Below are 16,798 nucleotides of genomic sequence, written 5' to 3'. Positions count from 1 at the left end.
AACGACTCGGGAACGTCAATCACATAGCGCCCGATGCACTGTGGTTTGGTTTGCGCAAACAAAGTATTTATCACTGGACTGTCCTTCTGCACTGGCGTGGTTGCCGTAGCCTGGGCAATGAAAAATATACTGCCCGCCATAAGAGATAGCGCTGTAAGCTGCCGAATCGCATTCATGGGATAGGGATCTCCTGAACCATTTTCACAATGGCCCTTAGGGTAAACTGCAGGGCTGGCCTGTCTTTAATATCCTTCAGGCTGCTGACGTCATAGGCTCCCTGATGGTCAACGCCGGTTGCCAGAACACTTTTGATTTCGCTGTTGCGGCATATGGCACTCAGAGACTCCACTGGCACCGTGCCATCACCCGGCGTTTTTGACGAGGTGACCACATAAAGCTGGGAACGATTAAATGGCAGGGGGATGTCCCGATAGTTGTTGGGTAGCCTATTGTCATTTTCATGCATATTTTTCGGATAGGTAATAGAGGTTTTCCGCCACGCTAAAGTACCGTCGGAGTCGATTTTATGGCCGTAAAAAGCGTAAGTATTAGGATGATAGCCTTTACTATCCATTAGAGAAATAAACTTGCGGACAGGCTTATCAACTAAACGTACATAGTTAGTCCAGTTACTCTGACTAACTGCCTCATCCTTATCGATAATGTCGGATTCATACAGACGGTACCAGAGAGTTTTATTCAGATATATTTCACCGAAAGGATCGCGGGTCTGCGGCAGTTTTACATCACAACCGTCTTCGCCAGCCCCTTCCACGGTCAGCCAGGGAGCCCCGGCAAGGTATTTCGCCGAGGGCAAGAGCTGAAGCGGTGCGGGAGCCCTGGCCAGGACCGGCATCAGCTCTTCTGCCGTATTGCCCAGCACGGCCCCGGCCATGCCTTCCTGTTTCGCGCCAACCTTCATGCGGCGGTACGCCGCCGGTGAGCCAAGGTCTGGTATCACCCCATGCACTATCCCCAAAATTTTATCTTTTGCTCCGCTGACCTGGGACGCGTAGCGCGCCACCAGCCCGCCCATGGAATGGGTGACGATAATAACTTTTTCCTGCCCGGGAGGAAAAGGCATGCCGTGGCCGCAGTGATTTTTATAGAGCCTTATCGTCCTGTCGATAAAGGCGACCAGCCCTTCCGCCGAGGTTTTATTATCCTGCAGCCAGTTATAGCCATAAACGTGAACCGGGAATAAAAAGTTCTGAAAATGGTTCAGTTCTTCCTGGGTCAGGACAGATTCACCGGTAATTTCGGCATCTTTTCCCCCAGACAGAGATTTGCCGACTAGCTGGCTTAGTACACCATTTTTCTCAGATGCTGATTTGCCGTAGTTAACAAGATCCTGCTGCCAGTCATCCAACAGCGCACCTTGTAAAACACTCAAAAATTTACCGTAGCTGAAGGATAAAACCTCCCCCCAGCCCCGATCCCGGCGGGTTGTAAATAATTTCCCATCATCGGAAATCGGAGAATAGATGGTCTGGTTAATATCCCCACGGTTATCCACCTTTGTGGTGTCGGGATTAAGTAATTTTCTTCTACGATCTCCGTCTTTTCCCGCCCATTTAAGAAATACTCCTCCCATACTATCGCCACGCCAAATATCTTCGGTTTGAGAGGCTTTGTTTGACATCAAGTTAGTCCCCATCACCCCAGGCAGGAAGATAACGGGGATCGCTTTGGCAGGCGGCTGAAGCAAAACGGCTTTAGCATTCTCTGATTTTTTTTGATTCTGTATGCTGGGCCAGTAGACCTTTCCACTGTCATCCCATTCTGGTTTTATACAGGTCATAGAGGGGCTGCTGTTATTACCTGTGGTATTTTCATTCGCCATAAATTCCGTCCTTTTTCCGTTCAGGAAAATACTTTTCAGAAAGACATTCGGGGCAATCAACCTTGTGCTTTCCCCGAAGATATGTTCCGAAATAACAGAGCGCCTTATGTTTTATCCAGCAAAGAGGCGTTGAGAGAATCGACATTTACATTATTCTGCACCGCTGTGGTCCCTGAAGCGGAGGTCGCTAAACTTTGCTGCGTGCCATCCCCGCCTGTTAAACCCAGCGTCAGACCAGCCACCGGCGAGTCATCCGATAACCGCCTGACTTCAGGCGTTATGGCAAATTCGGCGTTTTCCCAGGTCTGCATTGCCTGACCAAGACTCTGTCCAGCAAACTTCTGCCACACCGCCCCGCGCTCGATGATTTTGTCCGGCGCCGCACACTCCACCGTTCCGTCCGCTATCCGGATATAACCACCTCCGCTCGTCAGCACTATCTCCTTCTTCGCGCTGATGATGACCTTCCCCTCACTGCTGCTGATGCGGATATCCTTCAGCGCATCCAGCGTCATCTCATCCCCCTGCGCCTGGATCTCCACCTTCCCTTTGCCGGCAAACATTTTGATGCCCAGCTTTTGCGCATACAGACTTACCCGCTCCCCGGCCGCCACCGTGAATCTTTTCAGTGCGCTGAAGTCTGTGTGCCCGCCGCTGGTGCTGATGATGTTGTCTCCCGCCGACTGCTGCAGGCTTTTCCCCGTCACCTGCGCTATCCCTTCCGGCGCCGAGACCAGCAGCGCCGCTTTCTTTAAATCCGTCAGCGCGTCTGACAGCAGCGCCTTCTGCATCTGCACATCTGCCAGTTCAGCCCTCGCCGCCTCTGCCGCGCTGCGTAACGATTCAGCCAGGGAACGCGCCTGCTCCAGCTGGCTCATCGCTGCCTGCATCTCCAGCACCTGCCCCTGCGCCCTGGTCTGGCCGTCAGCGCTGATAAACAGCCCTTTCTGCGCACGGATGGCACCCCAGCTGTCCGTCCTGAGCTCAAACCCCTCCCCGCGCTGCTGTTTCTCGCTGTCGACCAGATGCCCGAGATTCAGCTGGCTCTTGCCGCCGTACTCGGTGCTGACCTTGATATGCTCTTTTCCGCGCTCGTCATCGAGGCGGATTTTGTTGTTTGCCGGGGTCCGCAGGACGTTACGCTTGTAGTTCTGGATGGTGACGTGGTCGCCGTGGGCCGAGTCGTGCAGCACGCCGGAGATGTACGGTCTGTCCGTGTTGCCGTCCTCAAAGCCAATCGCCACTTCGGTGCCCGCCAGCAGAGGCAGGTGCAGGCCGTAGGTGTCGCCGGCATACGGGCGGGACTGGCGCACCCACAGGCTCTCGAACCCGGTCTCCCAGCTATCCCTGTCAAACAGCATGTTGACGCGGTAGCGGCCGTCTTTATCGATATGGCCGTAGGTGTCATTTTCAGTGGTACTGGTGACGCGGGCCGGCAGCGTCCCGGCCATCACCGGGCGTGAGCCGGGCTCAGGACGGAAGCTGAAATCCGGGCTGTCCGGAATGCCGTCAAAACGAAGGCTAAAGTCTTCATCCCTCCGCGCATGGGTCTGCATCGCCGTGATGACCACGCCCTGAGCAAACACGTCAGCCACTTCATACCCGCCGGTGACTTTCAGCAGCATCCCCGGAGAGAGCGCCGGACTGCTGGTGATGGCCCGGGTCTGCGTCTGGCCATTCAGGTAACGCTCATGCCGGATGCGGGCATAAAATGCCCCGGACTCGGGCGCCGGATTGCGGTCATACGCGCTGCCCGGCGTCAGATAATTGTCGGCATAGTGGTACGCTTCCCCGTACGTGGTCGCGTCCCCCCGGGTGACGTCAACCAGAGTATTCATGTTCTCCGTGGCCTGACGGTAGTTGTAGTCGCGGGTGCTGACCTGCTTCTGCACCACGCTGTGATGGCTTTCCATCCCCCACACCGAGTCCACACCCTGTGAATGCTGGCCGGACGGCGGCACCGACGGCAGCGTCAGGCCTTTCTCGTAACCCTGCTGGCTGTCGTAAAACTCCACCACATCAATATTCAGGCGCGTGTCGGTGGTGAAGCGAAACCAGATGCCCACTTCGCCCAGCAGGCGGGTGATGAAGTGCAGATCGTCCTCGCCGTACTGCATCACCTGCTCACGGCGCGGATACTCTTTTGTGAGCGAGAACAGAAAATCCTGACCGCGCATGCCGTGACGCTCGCGCAGGATTTTCTCCACAATTTGCGGGACCGACATGTCCTGGTAAATCGCGTTCTGGTGCGAACGGTCAAGCAGTGCCAGACGGGGCCGGAGCGTCAGGGCGTAATGCGTTTCATCTTTTGAGGTACCGAGACGTTCAAAACCGGTCACCACCCCCTGAATCACCCGCAGCGGCTGCTGGATTTTGATGCCGTAACCCTGGTCAACCGGGGCCTGCAGCGTCAGCGAGCCGGGCTTCATCAGCATCATCTCTTTGCTGATGCCGTGGTCGCGGCTGGTGAACTCAACACGGTAGCTGAACGGTCGGCTCAGGGCTTCGTCGCCAACAAAAGCCAGCACGTCGGGTTCGGCTTCACAGCCTTTCACCACGAGCAGGTGGTGGTTGTGGCTGTATCTGATCGGAGGATTAGTGCTCATACGTTACCCCCTGACTCCATTCAAATTCCAGGCCGATCCCTTCTTCATCATCCCAGCCAAGGCGTAACGACGCTGGTTTCTGTTTTGCGGCCATGTGGGTGAGCAATTGCTGACTCAGCACCGGCAGAATTTGTTGATTCAGCAGACTGTCAACGTTACGCGCCCCCGTAATGGGCGATACGCGACAGCAGGAAGATGTACGGAAGACGGGCGTTGATGCGGCTGTTAGCCGTCGCATCAGCGGTGTCGTACAGCGCCGGTTTCTGAGTTGAGTTGGCTGAGAAGAAGCACGCGTAGTCGCGGTTTTTGTAGTAGGACAAAGGAATGAAGCCCAGATTCGCGAATTCGAATTCGCGGGTTTCGGGAATCATCACTTCGCTCGGGATTTTTACCTGATTGCCGGTACCGAGATCGTACAGATGGATAGGCAGGTCCTGAACCGCACCACCAGCCTGCGGGCCACGGATTTGTACACACCAGCCATTATTGATAAAGCTGCGCACCATGTTGGACGCGAAGGCAAACGATGCATTGGTCCACAGGTATTTGTCGTGATCGGGACCTTTGACTTCTTCGACATAGTTGAAGCTGCGAACCGGAACGGTGTCCGGGCCATACGGCAAACGTCCCAATACGCGCGGCATGACCAGGCCGATGTAGCGAGCGTCATCAGTATCGCGGAACGATTTCCACTTGATGTACTCTGCGCGATCAAAATAATTACCAATATCTTTAATCGCCGCGACGTCTTCCATGGACTCTTTAAGGAAGAATTTCGGGCCTGCTGAGCCGATAAACGGCATATGTGCAGCAGCGGATACCTTGGAGATGTTGCGAAGCAGAGCGACATCCTGCGCTGAAGCATCAAACTCGTAAGCGGAAATCAGTGCCGCAATCGGCTCGCCGCCTGGAGTATCATATTCATCAATGTAGGTGTGTTTATACAGACCACTCTGGATGATTTCCGGGGTATCTTCAAAGTCCTGCCGCAGGTCTTCTTTGGACATACTCAGAAGCTCAATTTTCACGTTCTGGCGAAAATCTGTTTTATCAATCAGTGATTTCACCCCACGCCACAGGCTTTCGACCGCCTGAAACTCGTCATGGTGCATAACCGCGTCCAGCTGGCGGCTGATCTGGTAATCGAGCTCAGCGATGTGATGATCGATAAGGCTTTTATCCAGTTTTTCGACCTTCGCGCCTGCTTTGGTCAGACATTCCAGAAAGACCTGCATACCTGCAGTCAGACGCTCATCAGCAGTTGCATCTGACATCGCCTGCGCATCTTGCCAGAGGTCTAACGCGCTCAACTCAGAGACAGGATTCAGATTGATTTTCTCAAACAGGGAGGCGTAAACCCCACCCGCAGCAGGACGTTCCAGCACCACGCTTTCACTACCGGCAATATTATTTTGTACAGACATGAGCATTCCTTGTTTAATCCGTTAAAACAGCGTGATGGTTACGATTTTCTTGATGCCAGTGCGGATAGTTCATTTCTCAGTTCAGCACTAAGGGACTGGTCCAGAAGGATTTTTTCCAGCTCTTTTCGGAAAGTCTGGTTATCCAGCAAATTGGCCTTCAGATCGCGAAGCAAGTTGCGCATCGCCAGCATCGCCTTCAGCTGCGGTATCTGAGCAGCCACCTGCTCTGGCGTGAAATCTTTCATGCTCTGGAAAGTCAGCTGAACATTTTCCTCACCACCATCATCAGAGAGCGTATTTTTAACGGTTAGATTAAGTTTTGGGGAGTATTCAGAAAGAACACTGTCGAAATTATTTTTCGTGATGTTAACTTTCTCACGCTCAGATATTTGAGCAGACTCTTGCCCATTACTGAAATCACCCGCAACCAGTAATTTCAGCGGTAATTCCATTTTCTTGCTTGCCCCGCCTGTATGCAGGTCAAGCTTCAGGTTAATACGTGCCTTAGGCACCTCATTCTGAAAACTGTCAGCCATCTCATCATCCCTCTTTGTTTTTGCTACGCCAACTTCACGGTATCGTTCTTGATGCGCAATATTAGAATAATGATCGATGCAAAATCAAATACACAGATCATTTATCCGCAATGAGAAATTTCTTAAGAATTTTCCACTAAGATATTATTACGGATTATCCGTTCAGCTCAGGGAAAGACACTGCTTTTTTCACACAAAGCGAATATTTGCACCGTAAAAAGGATCGCAGCCAGAGAGATGCTAATAAAACCATCTTGTTTTGATTTGCATCACAACATGATATTAAAAAAAGATGAAGGAACGGCAACAGGTTATTGCACGCAGATAAATGACAGAGGTTAATGAATGAAGAAGAGTGACGAATTGATTGATAACATGAATAACAAATAAGAATTTTCACAAAGAAAATTCTTATTTATTATTCGAAGGAAAATAAAATGTAGATGCGGGTCCGAAAATAAACACTGCTGCTCTTTTGTCGGCCCACTCCTCTTTGCGCAAAGACTTCAGTTCTCCTCTCAGGCATGAGAACTGCTCTCCCTTCTGGAGTTTATACAGTGTAAAATCAAACACCTCCCGGATCGCCGCTTCTTTAATCAAAAACGAGTAATAGCACATATCGTATAACGGTGCTACATTACGCCGCCCGCCCAAATCAGCAGTGGCCAGGCAACGCCGCCGTAAAGTTCGGTAAAGCCTGCAACCATCACCTTGAAGAACGGTCTTATCGGCACGTCGTATCGCAAACTCTGCGCTACCTTTACAGGCTTCACATAGGTTCTACTATTTTGTCTCAATCCAAATTTCAACGTGCGTTTTTACACCCGCGTTACTGGTTTACATGGTTTGGCCTTGGCGTACTCTGGTTGCTGGTTCAACTTCCGTACCCTGTCCTGCGCTTGCTGGGGTCAAAACTGGGCAGCGCTTCCCGCGTTTTCCTGAAACGTCGCGAATCCATCGCGCGTAAAAATATTGAGCTTTGTTTTCCGCAGTACAATGCAGAGGAGCGTGAGAAACTCATCGCTGAAAACTTCAAGTCTATCGGCATGGCGCTGCTTGAAACCGGCATGGCATGGTTTTGGCCAGATGAACGTGTCCGCAAATGGTTTGACGTGGAAGGCCTGGATAACCTTAAACGCGCGCAGATGCAAAAACGCGGCGTGATGGTCGTCGGCGTTCACTTTATGTCGCTGGAGCTGGGCGGCCGCGTGATGGGGCTTTGCCAGCCAATGATGGCAACCTACAGACCGCACAACAGTGCGCTTATGGAATGGGTGCAGACGCGAGGCCGTATGCGTTCCAATAAGGCGATGATCAGCCGTAATAACCTGCGCGGTATGGTCGGTGCTCTCAAGAAAGGAGAAGCCGTCTGGTTTGCACCCGATCAGGATTATGGACGTAAAGGCAGCAGCTTTGCGCCTTTCTTTGCGGTGAAAGACGTTGCGACGACTAACGGTACGTTTGTCATTTCGCGTCTGTCTGGTGCCTCTATGCTGACCGTGACGATGGTGAGAAAAGCAGATAAGTCAGGCTACCGCCTGCACATCTCCCCTGAAATGGCTAACTATCCGGAAAACGAGTGCGAAGCGGCAGCGTTTATCAATAAAGTCATCGAAACTGAAATCATGCGCGCGCCAGAGCAATATCTGTGGATGCATCGTCGTTTCAAAACCCGCCCTCTTGGCGAAGCCTCGCTCTATATTTAGCCCTTCATGAAGGTTAGTTTCGCTAAGAAACTAACCTTTTCAATCACCTGTCTTCCCGCTGAGTAACTGTCTTTCAATGCGTCGCCCAAAGTGAATTTATTGCGAAGTGAAATCAAACTGTCGCCGTTCCACGACACTCGTAAGTGACGGAAATTATTTAAAAAAATCCCTCTTGTCACCCCTCATTTTTAAGCGTACATTAGCGCCGTCTGGCAACAGGAAAGCACAGAATTCTGAGCTGGAGTTAACGGCATAACGGGAAAATTCTCATTTCCGTTTTGACCGGATTTCAGTTCTCTATAATCAGGTGGACTCTGTTTTTAAATGCGTACCACAAGATACGCGGAGCGATGAAACGTGAAATATTTCTTTATGGGCATTTCGGTGATTGTTTTAGTCTGGGCCGGAACCTTTGCCCTGATGATCTAGTGAAGAACATGCAGTCAAAAAAACAGGAGCCAACGGCTCCTGTTTTTTTATGTCATGACGACGCGGGATGTTCAGCGACGCTCTTTGAGGTCAGAAGACCGTCGGCCCGGAACATACTCTTGATGCCCCTCACCGCCTGACGAATACGGTCGCTGTTTTCAATCAGGGCAAATCGCACATGGGTGTCGCCATAATCACCGAATCCAATGCCAGGCGAGACACACACCTTTGCATCCTGAAGCAGCTTTTTAGCAAACTCCAGCGATCCCATCGCCGCATAGGGCTCCGGAATTTTTGCCCAGACGTACATAGACGCCTTCGGCATTTCCACCATCCAGCCCGCTTCATGCAACCCTTTTACCAGCACGTCGCGGCGGCGCTTATACTGGGCGGCAATCTCGTGGACGCACTGCTGGTCGCCTTCCAGGGCAGCGATAGCGGCGACCTGCAGCGGCGTGAAGGTACCGTAGTCGTGGTAACTCTTAATGCGCGCCAAGGCACTCACCAGCGTTTTGTTACCCACCATAAAGCCAATACGCCAGCCCGCCATGTTGTAGCTTTTCGACAGGGTGAAGAACTCTACCGCCACATCACGCGCGCCCGGGACCTTCATAATCGACGGAGCTTTCCAGCCGTCATAGACGATATCTGCATAGGCTAAATCGTGAACCACCAGCACGTCATAACGCTTGGCCAGCGCAACCACTTTCTCGAAGAAATCAAGCTCCACGCACTGCGCCGTTGGGTTCGACGGGAAACCGAGGATCATCATCTTGGGTTTCGGATAGCTTTCGCGAATCGCACGTTCCAGTTCGTTAAAGAAATCGACACCTTCCACCAGCGGCACAGAACGGACCTGCGCCCCGGCAATCACCGCGCCGTAGATATGAATCGGGTAGCTTGGATTAGGGACCAGCACCGTGTCGCCATGATCCAGCGTGGCCAGCATCAGGTGTGCCAGCCCCTCTTTCGAGCCGATGGTGACAATCGCTTCACTTTCCGGATCGATATCAACCTGATAGCGATCCTGATACCAGCGCGAGATCGCGCGACGTAACCTGGGAATACCGCGAGAGGTCGAGTAGCCGTGCGTATCCGGGCGCTGGGCAACCGTGCAGAGCTTTTCAACGATATGCGGTGGCGTTGGGCCGTCAGGGTTACCCATGCTGAAATCGATAATATCTTCGCCGCGCCGACGCGCAGCCATTTTCAGTTCAGCAGTGATATTGAAAACATAAGGGGGGAGACGATCGATACGCGTAAAACGGCGTTCAGGACTGAATTCAGCCATAGATTCCTCAGATTAACGTTAGCGCCCGGACCGTCCGAGCGACGCTGCCACCGATGTGGCATGACTAGAAAATAACCTGAAAAAAATCATGCTGTCGAGAGGGAAATAAAAAAAAAGCGATCGACTAAAAACCGGAACTCGGCTGCGCCTAAAAGCGGAAGCCCCTGTTTCGGGATAGGCTGTCTGATAGCTGTTATTTAACAGGATGATATCAAACCAGTTACCTGACGATGCGCCGGTAAGAAAAAAACAGGACGCCTCGGTCATCGCCAGATAATCCCCTTTCAAAATTATGGTTTTTCCTCATTTGATAAACCTGACGGATAGCTGGTCAATACGCGCCAGGTTTTTTATCATGGTTCTTTCCCGTTTTCCCAGGTCTACTCGTGCACGAAATATTCACTATGCTGCTGGCGGTTTTTGACCGTGCGGCATTAATGCTGATTTGCCTGTTCTTCCTCATTCGCATTCGCCTGTTTCGCGAGCTGCTGCACAAATCAGCCCACTCGCCAAAAGAGCTGCTGGCCGTTACCGCCATCTTTTCGCTGTTCGCCCTGTTCAGCACCTGGTCCGGCGTGCCGGTAGAGGGTTCGCTGGTTAACGTGCGCATTATCGCCGTCATGTCCGGCGGGATTTTGTTTGGTCCGTGGGTGGGCGTTATCACCGGCCTGATTGCCGGGACGCACCGCTACCTGATTGATATCGGCGGCGTAACGGCGGTGCCGTGCTTTATCACCAGCATTATCGCCGGGGTGCTTTCCGGCTGGATCAGCCGAAAAATCCCGAAAAAACAGCGCTGGCGCGCCGGGATCGTCGCAGGCATGGTGTGCGAAACGCTGACCATGATCCTGGTCGTCGTCTGGGCTCCCACCACCGAGTTGGGGCTGGATATCGTCTCGAAAATCGGTATTCCGATGATCCTGGGCAGCGTGTGCATCGGTTTTATCGTGCTGCTGGTGCAAAGCGTTGAAGGGGAAAAAGAGGCCAGCGCCGCCCGTCAGGCCAAGCTGGCGCTGGATATCGCCAACAAAACGCTGCCTCTCTTCCGCCACGTTAACGCGGAATCGTTGCGTCAGGTCTGCGAGATCATTCGCCATGACATCCACGCTGACGCCGTCGCCATCACCAATATTGACCACGTGCTGGCCTACGTTGGCGTCGGGGAGCACAACTATCGCGACAACGATGACACCATAAGCCCGACCACCAGACAGGCGATTAACTACGGTAAAATCATTATTAAAAACAATGATGAAGCCCACCGAACGCCGGAAATTCACTCGATGCTGGTCATCCCGCTGTGGGAGAAAGGCGTCGTGACGGGCACGCTGAAAATTTATTACTGCCACGCGCATCAGATCACCTCGACGCTGCAGGAGATGGCCATCGGCCTGTCGCAGATAATCTCCACCCAGCTTGAGGTTTCGCGCGCGGAACAGCTGCGCGAGATGGCAAATAAGGCAGAACTGCGCGCGCTGCAGAGTAAAATCAATCCCCATTTCCTGTTTAACGCGCTGAACGCTATCTCCTCGTCCATTCGCCTTAATCCGGACACCGCGCGCCAGCTGATTTTTAACCTGTCGCGCTATCTGCGCTACAACATCGAGCTGAAAGATGACGAGCATATCGACATCAAAAAAGAGCTGTATCAGATCAAGGACTACATCGCTATTGAGCAGGCCCGCTTTGGCGACAAGCTCACGGTCATTTACGATATTGATGAAGAGGTCAACTGCGTGATCCCGAGCCTGCTTATTCAGCCGCTGGTCGAAAACGCGATTGTTCACGGTATTCAGCCCTGTAAAGGCAAAGGCGTCGTCACCATTAGCGTCACCGAAAGCGGCAACCGGGTGCGGATTGCCGTGCGCGATACCGGCCACGGGATTGATCCAAAAGTCATTGAGCGCGTGGAGTCTAACGAGATGCCGGGGAATAAAATCGGTCTGCTGAACGTGCACCACCGGGTCAAGCTGCTTTACGGCGACGGTCTGCATATTCAACGTCTTGAGCCGGGCACCGAAATTGCTTTTTACGTCCCGAATGAGCGCTCGCGCGCGCATACGACGACATCACTGTTGCCCCAGGTGGAGTAACCCATGAAAGTTATCATCGTAGAGGATGAATTCCTGGCTCAGCAGGAGCTCACCTGGCTTATCAAAACCCACAGCCAGATGGAGATTGTGGGCACGTTTGATGATGGACTGGACGTGCTGAAATTTTTGCAGCATAACCGGGTCGACGCCATTTTCCTGGATATCAATATCCCGTCGCTGGATGGCGTATTGCTGGCGCAAAACATCAATCAGTTTGCCCATAAGCCGTTTATCGTTTTCGTTACCGCCTGGAAAGAGCACGCGGTAGAGGCCTTCGAGCTGGAGGCGTTTGACTATATTCTTAAGCCTTATCAGGAGTCGCGGATTGTCAGCATGCTGCAAAAGCTGGAGGCCGCCTGGCAGCAGCAGACCGCTCCCGCTAGCGCCACCCCAACGGTACGCGAAAACGACACCATTAATCTGGTCAAAGACGAGCGCATCATCGTGACGCCGGTTAACGATATCTATTACGCCGAAGCGCACGAAAAGATGACGTTTGTCTATACGCGGCGGGAATCGTACGTGATGGCGATGAACATTACCGAATTCTGCAGCAAGCTCCCTGCTGCCCACTTTTTCCGCTGCCACCGGTCGTTTTGCGTGAATTTAAATAAGATCCGCGAGATCGAACCGTGGTTTAACAACACCTACATTTTGCGTCTGAAGGATCTGGATTTTCAGGTGCCGGTAAGCCGCAGCAAGGTGAAAGAGTTTCGTCAGCTGATGCACCTGTAAAGAAAAGGCCCTCTCCTGCGGGAGAGGGCTCTGCATCAGAGGATTTGACCGAGAACCTGACGCAGATGGGCCCCGGAACCCAGCAGCCCCGGGTTGTCATGCACGATCAGATAAACCGGAATGTCCTGCACGTAGCTTCTGAAACGCCCTTTATCTTCAAACCCGCCGCGGAAGCCCGAGGCTTTAAAGAAGTCGAGGAAGCGCGGTACGATCCCGCCCGCGATATAGACTCCACCGAAGGTGCCCAGCGTCAGCGCCAGGTTGCCGCCGAAACGTCCCATGATCACGCAGAACAGCGACAGGGCACGACGACAGTCAATGCAGCTGTCCGCCAGCGCGCGTTCGGTGACGTCTTTCGGCTGCAGGTTTTCCGGCAGACGGCCGTCTGATTTCACAATCGCCCGATACAGGTTCACCAGCCCCGGACCTGAAAGGACGCGCTCGGCGGAGACATGGCCGATCTCAGCGCGTAACTCTTCGAGGATAATCCCCTCTTCTTCGCTGTTTGGCGCAAAGTCTACGTGGCCGCCTTCACCCGGCAGGCTCACCCAGCGCTGAGCAACATGCACCAGATGCGACACGCCGAGGCCTGTACCGGCCCCGTAAACCGCAATCGGCTTGCCTTCGACCGGTTCAGCGCCGCCAAACTGGATCAGATGCTCTGGCTTCAGCATTGGGATCGCCATGGACACCGCGGTAAAGTCATTGATGATTTCAAGATGCGAAAAACCGAGGTTTTTTTTCATCTCGGCGATGGAGAATGCCCAGGTATGGTTGGTCATTGCGACCCAGTCGCCGGTTATCGGGCAGGCAATCGCGATGCAGCCGTCTTCAACGCTCACCTGATGCTCTTCCAGATAGACGCGGACAACGGCCTCAAGGCTTGGATAATCCAGCCCGGAATAGGTTTTCGCCCGGGAAATCTCACCGCTACTAACATCGCACAATGCGAGGCGCGCGTTCGTGCCGCCCACATCACCTACCAAAGCATACTTTGTCATTCTTCTACTGCTCCGCTAAAGTCAGAATAAATCTTTGGGACACTGTAAATTCAAGGCGTGATAACAACAACGGCCATAAGGTGAATGCCCATGGATTATCGATCTTCGTCACAGAATAACTTTACCGTTTCAGCACCTTTTGCACTATTGCCATAAAGCTTAATGTGCAAAGTAACGTAATACCGTTTTGTACAAGGAAATCATCATGCTCCACCCGCGAGCCAGAACCATGCTGTTGCTGGCAATTCCGGCGCTAATTATTGGCGTGGCCTCAAGTCTGGTGCTCATTGTCGTGATGAAAGTCGCGTCGGTGCTGCAAGCCATGTTATGGACAGCGCTTCCGACAAAACTGGGGGTCAATGCTGATTCCCCTGCCTGGATCGTTGTGATGCTGACGTTGACCGGTATTGCGGTAGGCCTGGTGATCCGTTTCAGTCCCGGCCATGCCGGCCCCGATCCGGCGCAGGAACCGCTGATTGGCGCCCCGGTTCCCCCTTCGGCACTGCCCGGACTGCTCATTGCGTTGATTATCGGTCTGGCCGGCGGCGTCAGCCTGGGGCCGGAGCATCCGATTATGGCGGTGAATATTGGCCTGGCGGTTTTCCTCGGTTCACGCATTTTGCCCCGCGTCGGCGCGCTGGACTGGACCATCCTCGCCTCCGCAGGCACCATCGGGGCACTTTTCGGCACGCCCGTCGCTGCCGCACTGATCTTTTCTCAGACGCTCAGCAGCAATAACGACGTCCCGCTGTGGGATAAGCTGTTTGCTCCGCTGATGGCAGCAGCCGCTGGCGCGCTGACGACCAGCCTGTTTTTCCATCCCCACTTCTCACTCTCTCTCCCCCACTACGGCCAGATGCAGATAGCCGATATTTTCAGCGGCGCCATCGTCGTCGCGATCGCCATCGCGCTGGGAATGGTGGCGGTATGGTGTCTTCCTCGCCTGCACCGGCTGATGCATAAACTCAAACACCCGGTGTTAGTTCTGGGGGCTGGTGGTTTGATCCTCGGTATTTTAGGGGCAATCGGCGGGACGGTGACGTTGTTCAAAGGTCTGGATGAGATGCAGCAGCTGGCCTTCAGCCAGGTGTTTAGCGTCTCCGACTATCTGCTGTTTGCCGTGATTAAGCTGGCCGCGCTGGTGGTGGCTGCAGCCTGCGGTTTTCGCGGTGGACGCATCTTCCCGGTGGTCTTTGTCGGCGTAGCGCTGGGGCTGATGTTGCACGAACACGTCGATGCGGTGCCTGCGGCCATTACCGTCTCCTGCTCTATTCTGGGGCTGGTTCTGGTGGTCACGCGTGACGCCTGGCTCAGCCTGTTTATGGCGGCGGTAGTGGTACCCGATTCGACGCTTTTCCCCCTGCTCTGTATCGTGATGTTGCCCGCCTGGCTCCTGCTGGCGGGCAAACCGATGATGATGGCCTGGCGAAACGACAAGTAATCAAGCGCTATTGCGCGCTTCCAGCGCTTTAGTAATCGCCCCCAGCAGCGGCGGGATATCGGCTTTCGGCAGCATCACCTCAATTAGCGAGAGCCGCTCGTAGTGCGCCACTTTCTCAAGGACATCCGCCAGCTGCTCCACTTCACTGACCCGCCAGCACTGGGCCTGAGGATCAAGGCTCAGGGCCTGCGGGATTTGCGTCCAGTTCCATAGCGCAATGTCGTTATATCGCTGTTCCGGCCCGTGGATCGCTCTTTCCACCGTGTACCCTTCGTTGTTAAGGACCAGAATAATCGGGTGTTGTTTATCCCGCAGCATCGAGCCAAGCTCCTGGATGGTGAGCTGCGCCGCGCCATCCCCCGTCAGCACAATCACGCGCCGGTTTGGGCAGGCGGTTTGCGCGCCAAACGCTGCGGCCAGGGTGTAGCCGATCGATCCCCACAGCGGCTGGACGATAAAATTCACATCAGCCGGCAGACGAAGGTCGATCGCGCCGAAGGCCGAGGTGCCTTGATCCGCAAGGATGATGTCTCCAGGGCGGATAAACGTCTGCAACGTTTTCCAGAAATTGTCCTGCGTCAGCGAGCCATCCGGCTGCGGATATTCCATCGCGCTTTGAGACGACGGTACCGGCGCATCGTGCACGTGCTGTTTACACAGCTCTACCAGCGTTTCGATTGCCTGAAGCATGGGGATGCCGGTAAACCAGACGTCACCGACGCGTGACGCATGAGGCTGAACTTCAATTGTTTGTGACGGGGTTAGCTGATGCGTGAAGCCGGCGGTCAGGGTATCGGTAAATCGCGTCCCGATGCACAGCACCGTGTCTGCCCCTTCAATCGCCTCTTTTACCGCTCCGGCGCTCGCCGAACCGCTGTAGGTGCCGTAAAAACCGGCGTGACGCTCGTCAAATATGCCTTTACCCATCAGCATGGTGGCGTGTGCCATCGGCACGTCCTTGACCCATTTCTGTAGGGCATGCTTAAGCCCGTGGCGCAGGACAAGGAAATCGGCCAGCAGCGCAGTACGCTTGCTCATGGCCAGCCTGTTCTCAGCGGCATCCCGGAACGCTTTCAGGCAGGCGCTATCGGCATGCGCGTGTTTGAAAGTGAGAGCGTTTACAGGAGGCGTGGCGGCTTTTTTTGCCACATCCGCAGGCAGCATCAAATAGCCGGGACGACGCTCCCGGAGCATGGTAGTTAATACCCGGTCAATCTCGTAACAGGCGTTTTGTTCGGTCAGGATCGCCTGAGCAACGGTGATCGGTTCGCTCATATGGTAAAAATGACGAAACTCACCGTCGCCCAGCGTATGGTGCAGCAGCTCTCCTCTTTGCTGTGACGCCGTACCCGGCGCGCCCACAATATGCAGTACCGGAACGTGCTCAGCGTAACTGCCCGCAATGCCGTTCATGGCGCTTAATTCTCCTACACCAAATGTCGTCAGCAGCGCGGCAAAGCCCTTACATCGGGCGTATCCGTCCGCGGCATAGGAGGCGTTTAACTCGTTGGCACAGCCCACCCAACAGATATCCGGGCTGTCTATCACATGGTCGAGAAACTGCAGGTTATAGTCGCCCGGCACGCCAAACAGATGATCGGCTCCACAATCCGTAAGACGGTCCAGCAGGTAATCGGCGACGCAGTATGGGGTACGCATGAACAGGTATCCTTCTAATGTTGACCTCACCTTG

General features: G+C 53.8%; 12 protein-coding genes and 2 pseudogenes. 5 read left to right on the top strand and 9 right to left on the bottom strand.

Annotated features, from left to right (window positions below; genetic code table 11):
- Nucleotides 1-172 precede the first annotated feature (172 nt).
- The 6 genes and pseudogenes from QMN93_RS04740 to QMN93_RS04715 form a co-directional block, all read right to left on the bottom strand.
- Nucleotides 173-1,843, bottom strand: a complete 1,671-nt coding sequence (locus QMN93_RS04740; RefSeq protein WP_193139786.1) for an acetyltransferase — start codon at nucleotides 1,841-1,843, stop codon at nucleotides 173-175.
- Nucleotides 1,844-1,947: 104 nt separating this feature from the next.
- The gene (locus tag QMN93_RS04735; protein WP_182383848.1) at nucleotides 1,948-4,449 is read right to left on the bottom strand and encodes a type VI secretion system Vgr family protein; all 2,502 of its coding nucleotides are present in this window, start codon (nucleotides 4,447-4,449) and stop codon (nucleotides 1,948-1,950) included.
- A pseudogene (locus tag QMN93_RS04730) lies at nucleotides 4,439-4,648 on the bottom strand (hypothetical protein); the annotation flags it as partial. The gene QMN93_RS04735 and the pseudogene QMN93_RS04730, both read right to left, overlap by 11 nt.
- Nucleotides 4,617-5,879 (bottom strand): annotated as a pseudogene (gene tssC, locus QMN93_RS04725) (type VI secretion system contractile sheath large subunit); the annotation flags it as partial. The pseudogenes tssC and QMN93_RS04730, both read right to left, overlap by 32 nt.
- A gap of 32 nt (nucleotides 5,880-5,911) precedes the next feature.
- Nucleotides 5,912-6,409, bottom strand: coding sequence for a type VI secretion system contractile sheath small subunit (gene tssB, locus QMN93_RS04720; protein WP_033146135.1), 498 nt, complete (start codon nucleotides 6,407-6,409; stop codon nucleotides 5,912-5,914).
- Between the two features lie 632 nt (nucleotides 6,410-7,041).
- The gene (locus tag QMN93_RS04715; RefSeq protein ID WP_162531704.1) at nucleotides 7,042-7,182 is read right to left on the bottom strand and encodes a hypothetical protein; all 141 of its coding nucleotides are present in this window, start codon (nucleotides 7,180-7,182) and stop codon (nucleotides 7,042-7,044) included.
- A gap of 12 nt (nucleotides 7,183-7,194) precedes the next feature.
- Between QMN93_RS04715 and lpxP the strand changes: the two genes are divergently transcribed.
- Complete coding sequence (lpxP, locus tag QMN93_RS04710; protein ID WP_024907634.1) at nucleotides 7,195-8,115, top strand: kdo(2)-lipid IV(A) palmitoleoyltransferase; 921 nt, start codon at nucleotides 7,195-7,197, stop codon at nucleotides 8,113-8,115.
- Nucleotides 8,116-8,472: 357 nt separating this feature from the next.
- Nucleotides 8,473-8,544 carry a membrane protein YpdK gene (gene ypdK / locus QMN93_RS04705; RefSeq protein ID WP_099458937.1) on the top strand — a complete coding sequence of 24 codons (72 nt, stop codon included), beginning with the start codon at nucleotides 8,473-8,475 and terminating at the stop codon, nucleotides 8,542-8,544.
- 52 nt (nucleotides 8,545-8,596) lie between these two features.
- On the opposite strand, the gene alaC is transcribed toward ypdK, so the two are convergent.
- On the bottom strand, nucleotides 8,597-9,835 hold the full coding sequence (gene alaC, locus QMN93_RS04700) for an alanine transaminase (RefSeq protein WP_193139788.1): 1,239 nt from the start codon (nucleotides 9,833-9,835) through the stop codon (nucleotides 8,597-8,599).
- A gap of 386 nt (nucleotides 9,836-10,221) precedes the next feature.
- Here alaC and QMN93_RS04695 point away from each other — a divergent pair, with 386 nt between their 5' ends.
- A complete protein-coding gene (locus QMN93_RS04695) occupies nucleotides 10,222-11,928 on the top strand; it encodes a sensor histidine kinase (RefSeq protein ID WP_033146136.1) in 1,707 nt (568 codons plus the stop codon).
- Nucleotides 11,929-11,931: 3 nt separating this feature from the next.
- Nucleotides 11,932-12,663, top strand: coding sequence for a LytTR family DNA-binding domain-containing protein (locus QMN93_RS04690; RefSeq protein WP_033146137.1), 732 nt, complete (start codon nucleotides 11,932-11,934; stop codon nucleotides 12,661-12,663).
- A 35-nt stretch (nucleotides 12,664-12,698) separates the two neighbouring features.
- Here QMN93_RS04690 and glk read toward each other — a convergent pair whose 3' ends face one another.
- Nucleotides 12,699-13,664 carry a glucokinase gene (glk, locus tag QMN93_RS04685; protein ID WP_023308713.1) on the bottom strand — a complete coding sequence of 322 codons (966 nt, stop codon included), beginning with the start codon at nucleotides 13,662-13,664 and terminating at the stop codon, nucleotides 12,699-12,701.
- A gap of 205 nt (nucleotides 13,665-13,869) precedes the next feature.
- Between glk and QMN93_RS04680 the strand changes: the two genes are divergently transcribed.
- On the top strand, nucleotides 13,870-15,105 hold the full coding sequence (locus QMN93_RS04680; protein WP_047060687.1) for an ion channel protein: 1,236 nt from the start codon (nucleotides 13,870-13,872) through the stop codon (nucleotides 15,103-15,105).
- On the opposite strand, the gene ipdC is transcribed toward QMN93_RS04680, so the two are convergent.
- A complete protein-coding gene (ipdC, locus tag QMN93_RS04675; protein ID WP_182383852.1) occupies nucleotides 15,106-16,764 on the bottom strand; it encodes an indolepyruvate decarboxylase in 1,659 nt (552 codons plus the stop codon).
- Between the last annotated feature and the right edge of the window lie 34 nt (nucleotides 16,765-16,798).

Source organism: Enterobacter sp. R-1.6.2 (assembly GCF_035064085.1).
GTDB lineage: Bacteria > Pseudomonadota > Gammaproteobacteria > Enterobacterales > Enterobacteriaceae > Enterobacter > Enterobacter asburiae_B.
The sequence above is the reverse complement of the archived record's forward strand: the minus strand, read 5'-3'. Positions and strand labels throughout refer to the sequence as shown.

Excerpts from the sequence above, each read along its gene's own strand:
- QMN93_RS04740 (WP_193139786.1), bottom strand. The coding sequence starts at position 1,843 with ATGGCGAATGAAAATACCACAGGTAATAACAGCAGCCCCTCTATGACC.
- QMN93_RS04735 (WP_182383848.1), bottom strand. The coding sequence starts at position 4,449 with ATGAGCACTAATCCTCCGATCAGATACAGCCACAACCACCACCTGCTC.
- tssB (WP_033146135.1), bottom strand. The coding sequence starts at position 6,409 with ATGGCTGACAGTTTTCAGAATGAGGTGCCTAAGGCACGTATTAACCTG.
- alaC (WP_193139788.1), bottom strand. The coding sequence starts at position 9,835 with ATGGCTGAATTCAGTCCTGAACGCCGTTTTACGCGTATCGATCGTCTC.
- QMN93_RS04690 (WP_033146137.1), top strand. The coding sequence starts at position 11,932 with ATGAAAGTTATCATCGTAGAGGATGAATTCCTGGCTCAGCAGGAGCTC.
- glk (WP_023308713.1), bottom strand. The coding sequence starts at position 13,664 with ATGACAAAGTATGCTTTGGTAGGTGATGTGGGCGGCACGAACGCGCGC.
- QMN93_RS04680 (WP_047060687.1), top strand. The coding sequence starts at position 13,870 with ATGCTCCACCCGCGAGCCAGAACCATGCTGTTGCTGGCAATTCCGGCG.
- ipdC (WP_182383852.1), bottom strand. The coding sequence starts at position 16,764 with ATGCGTACCCCATACTGCGTCGCCGATTACCTGCTGGACCGTCTTACG.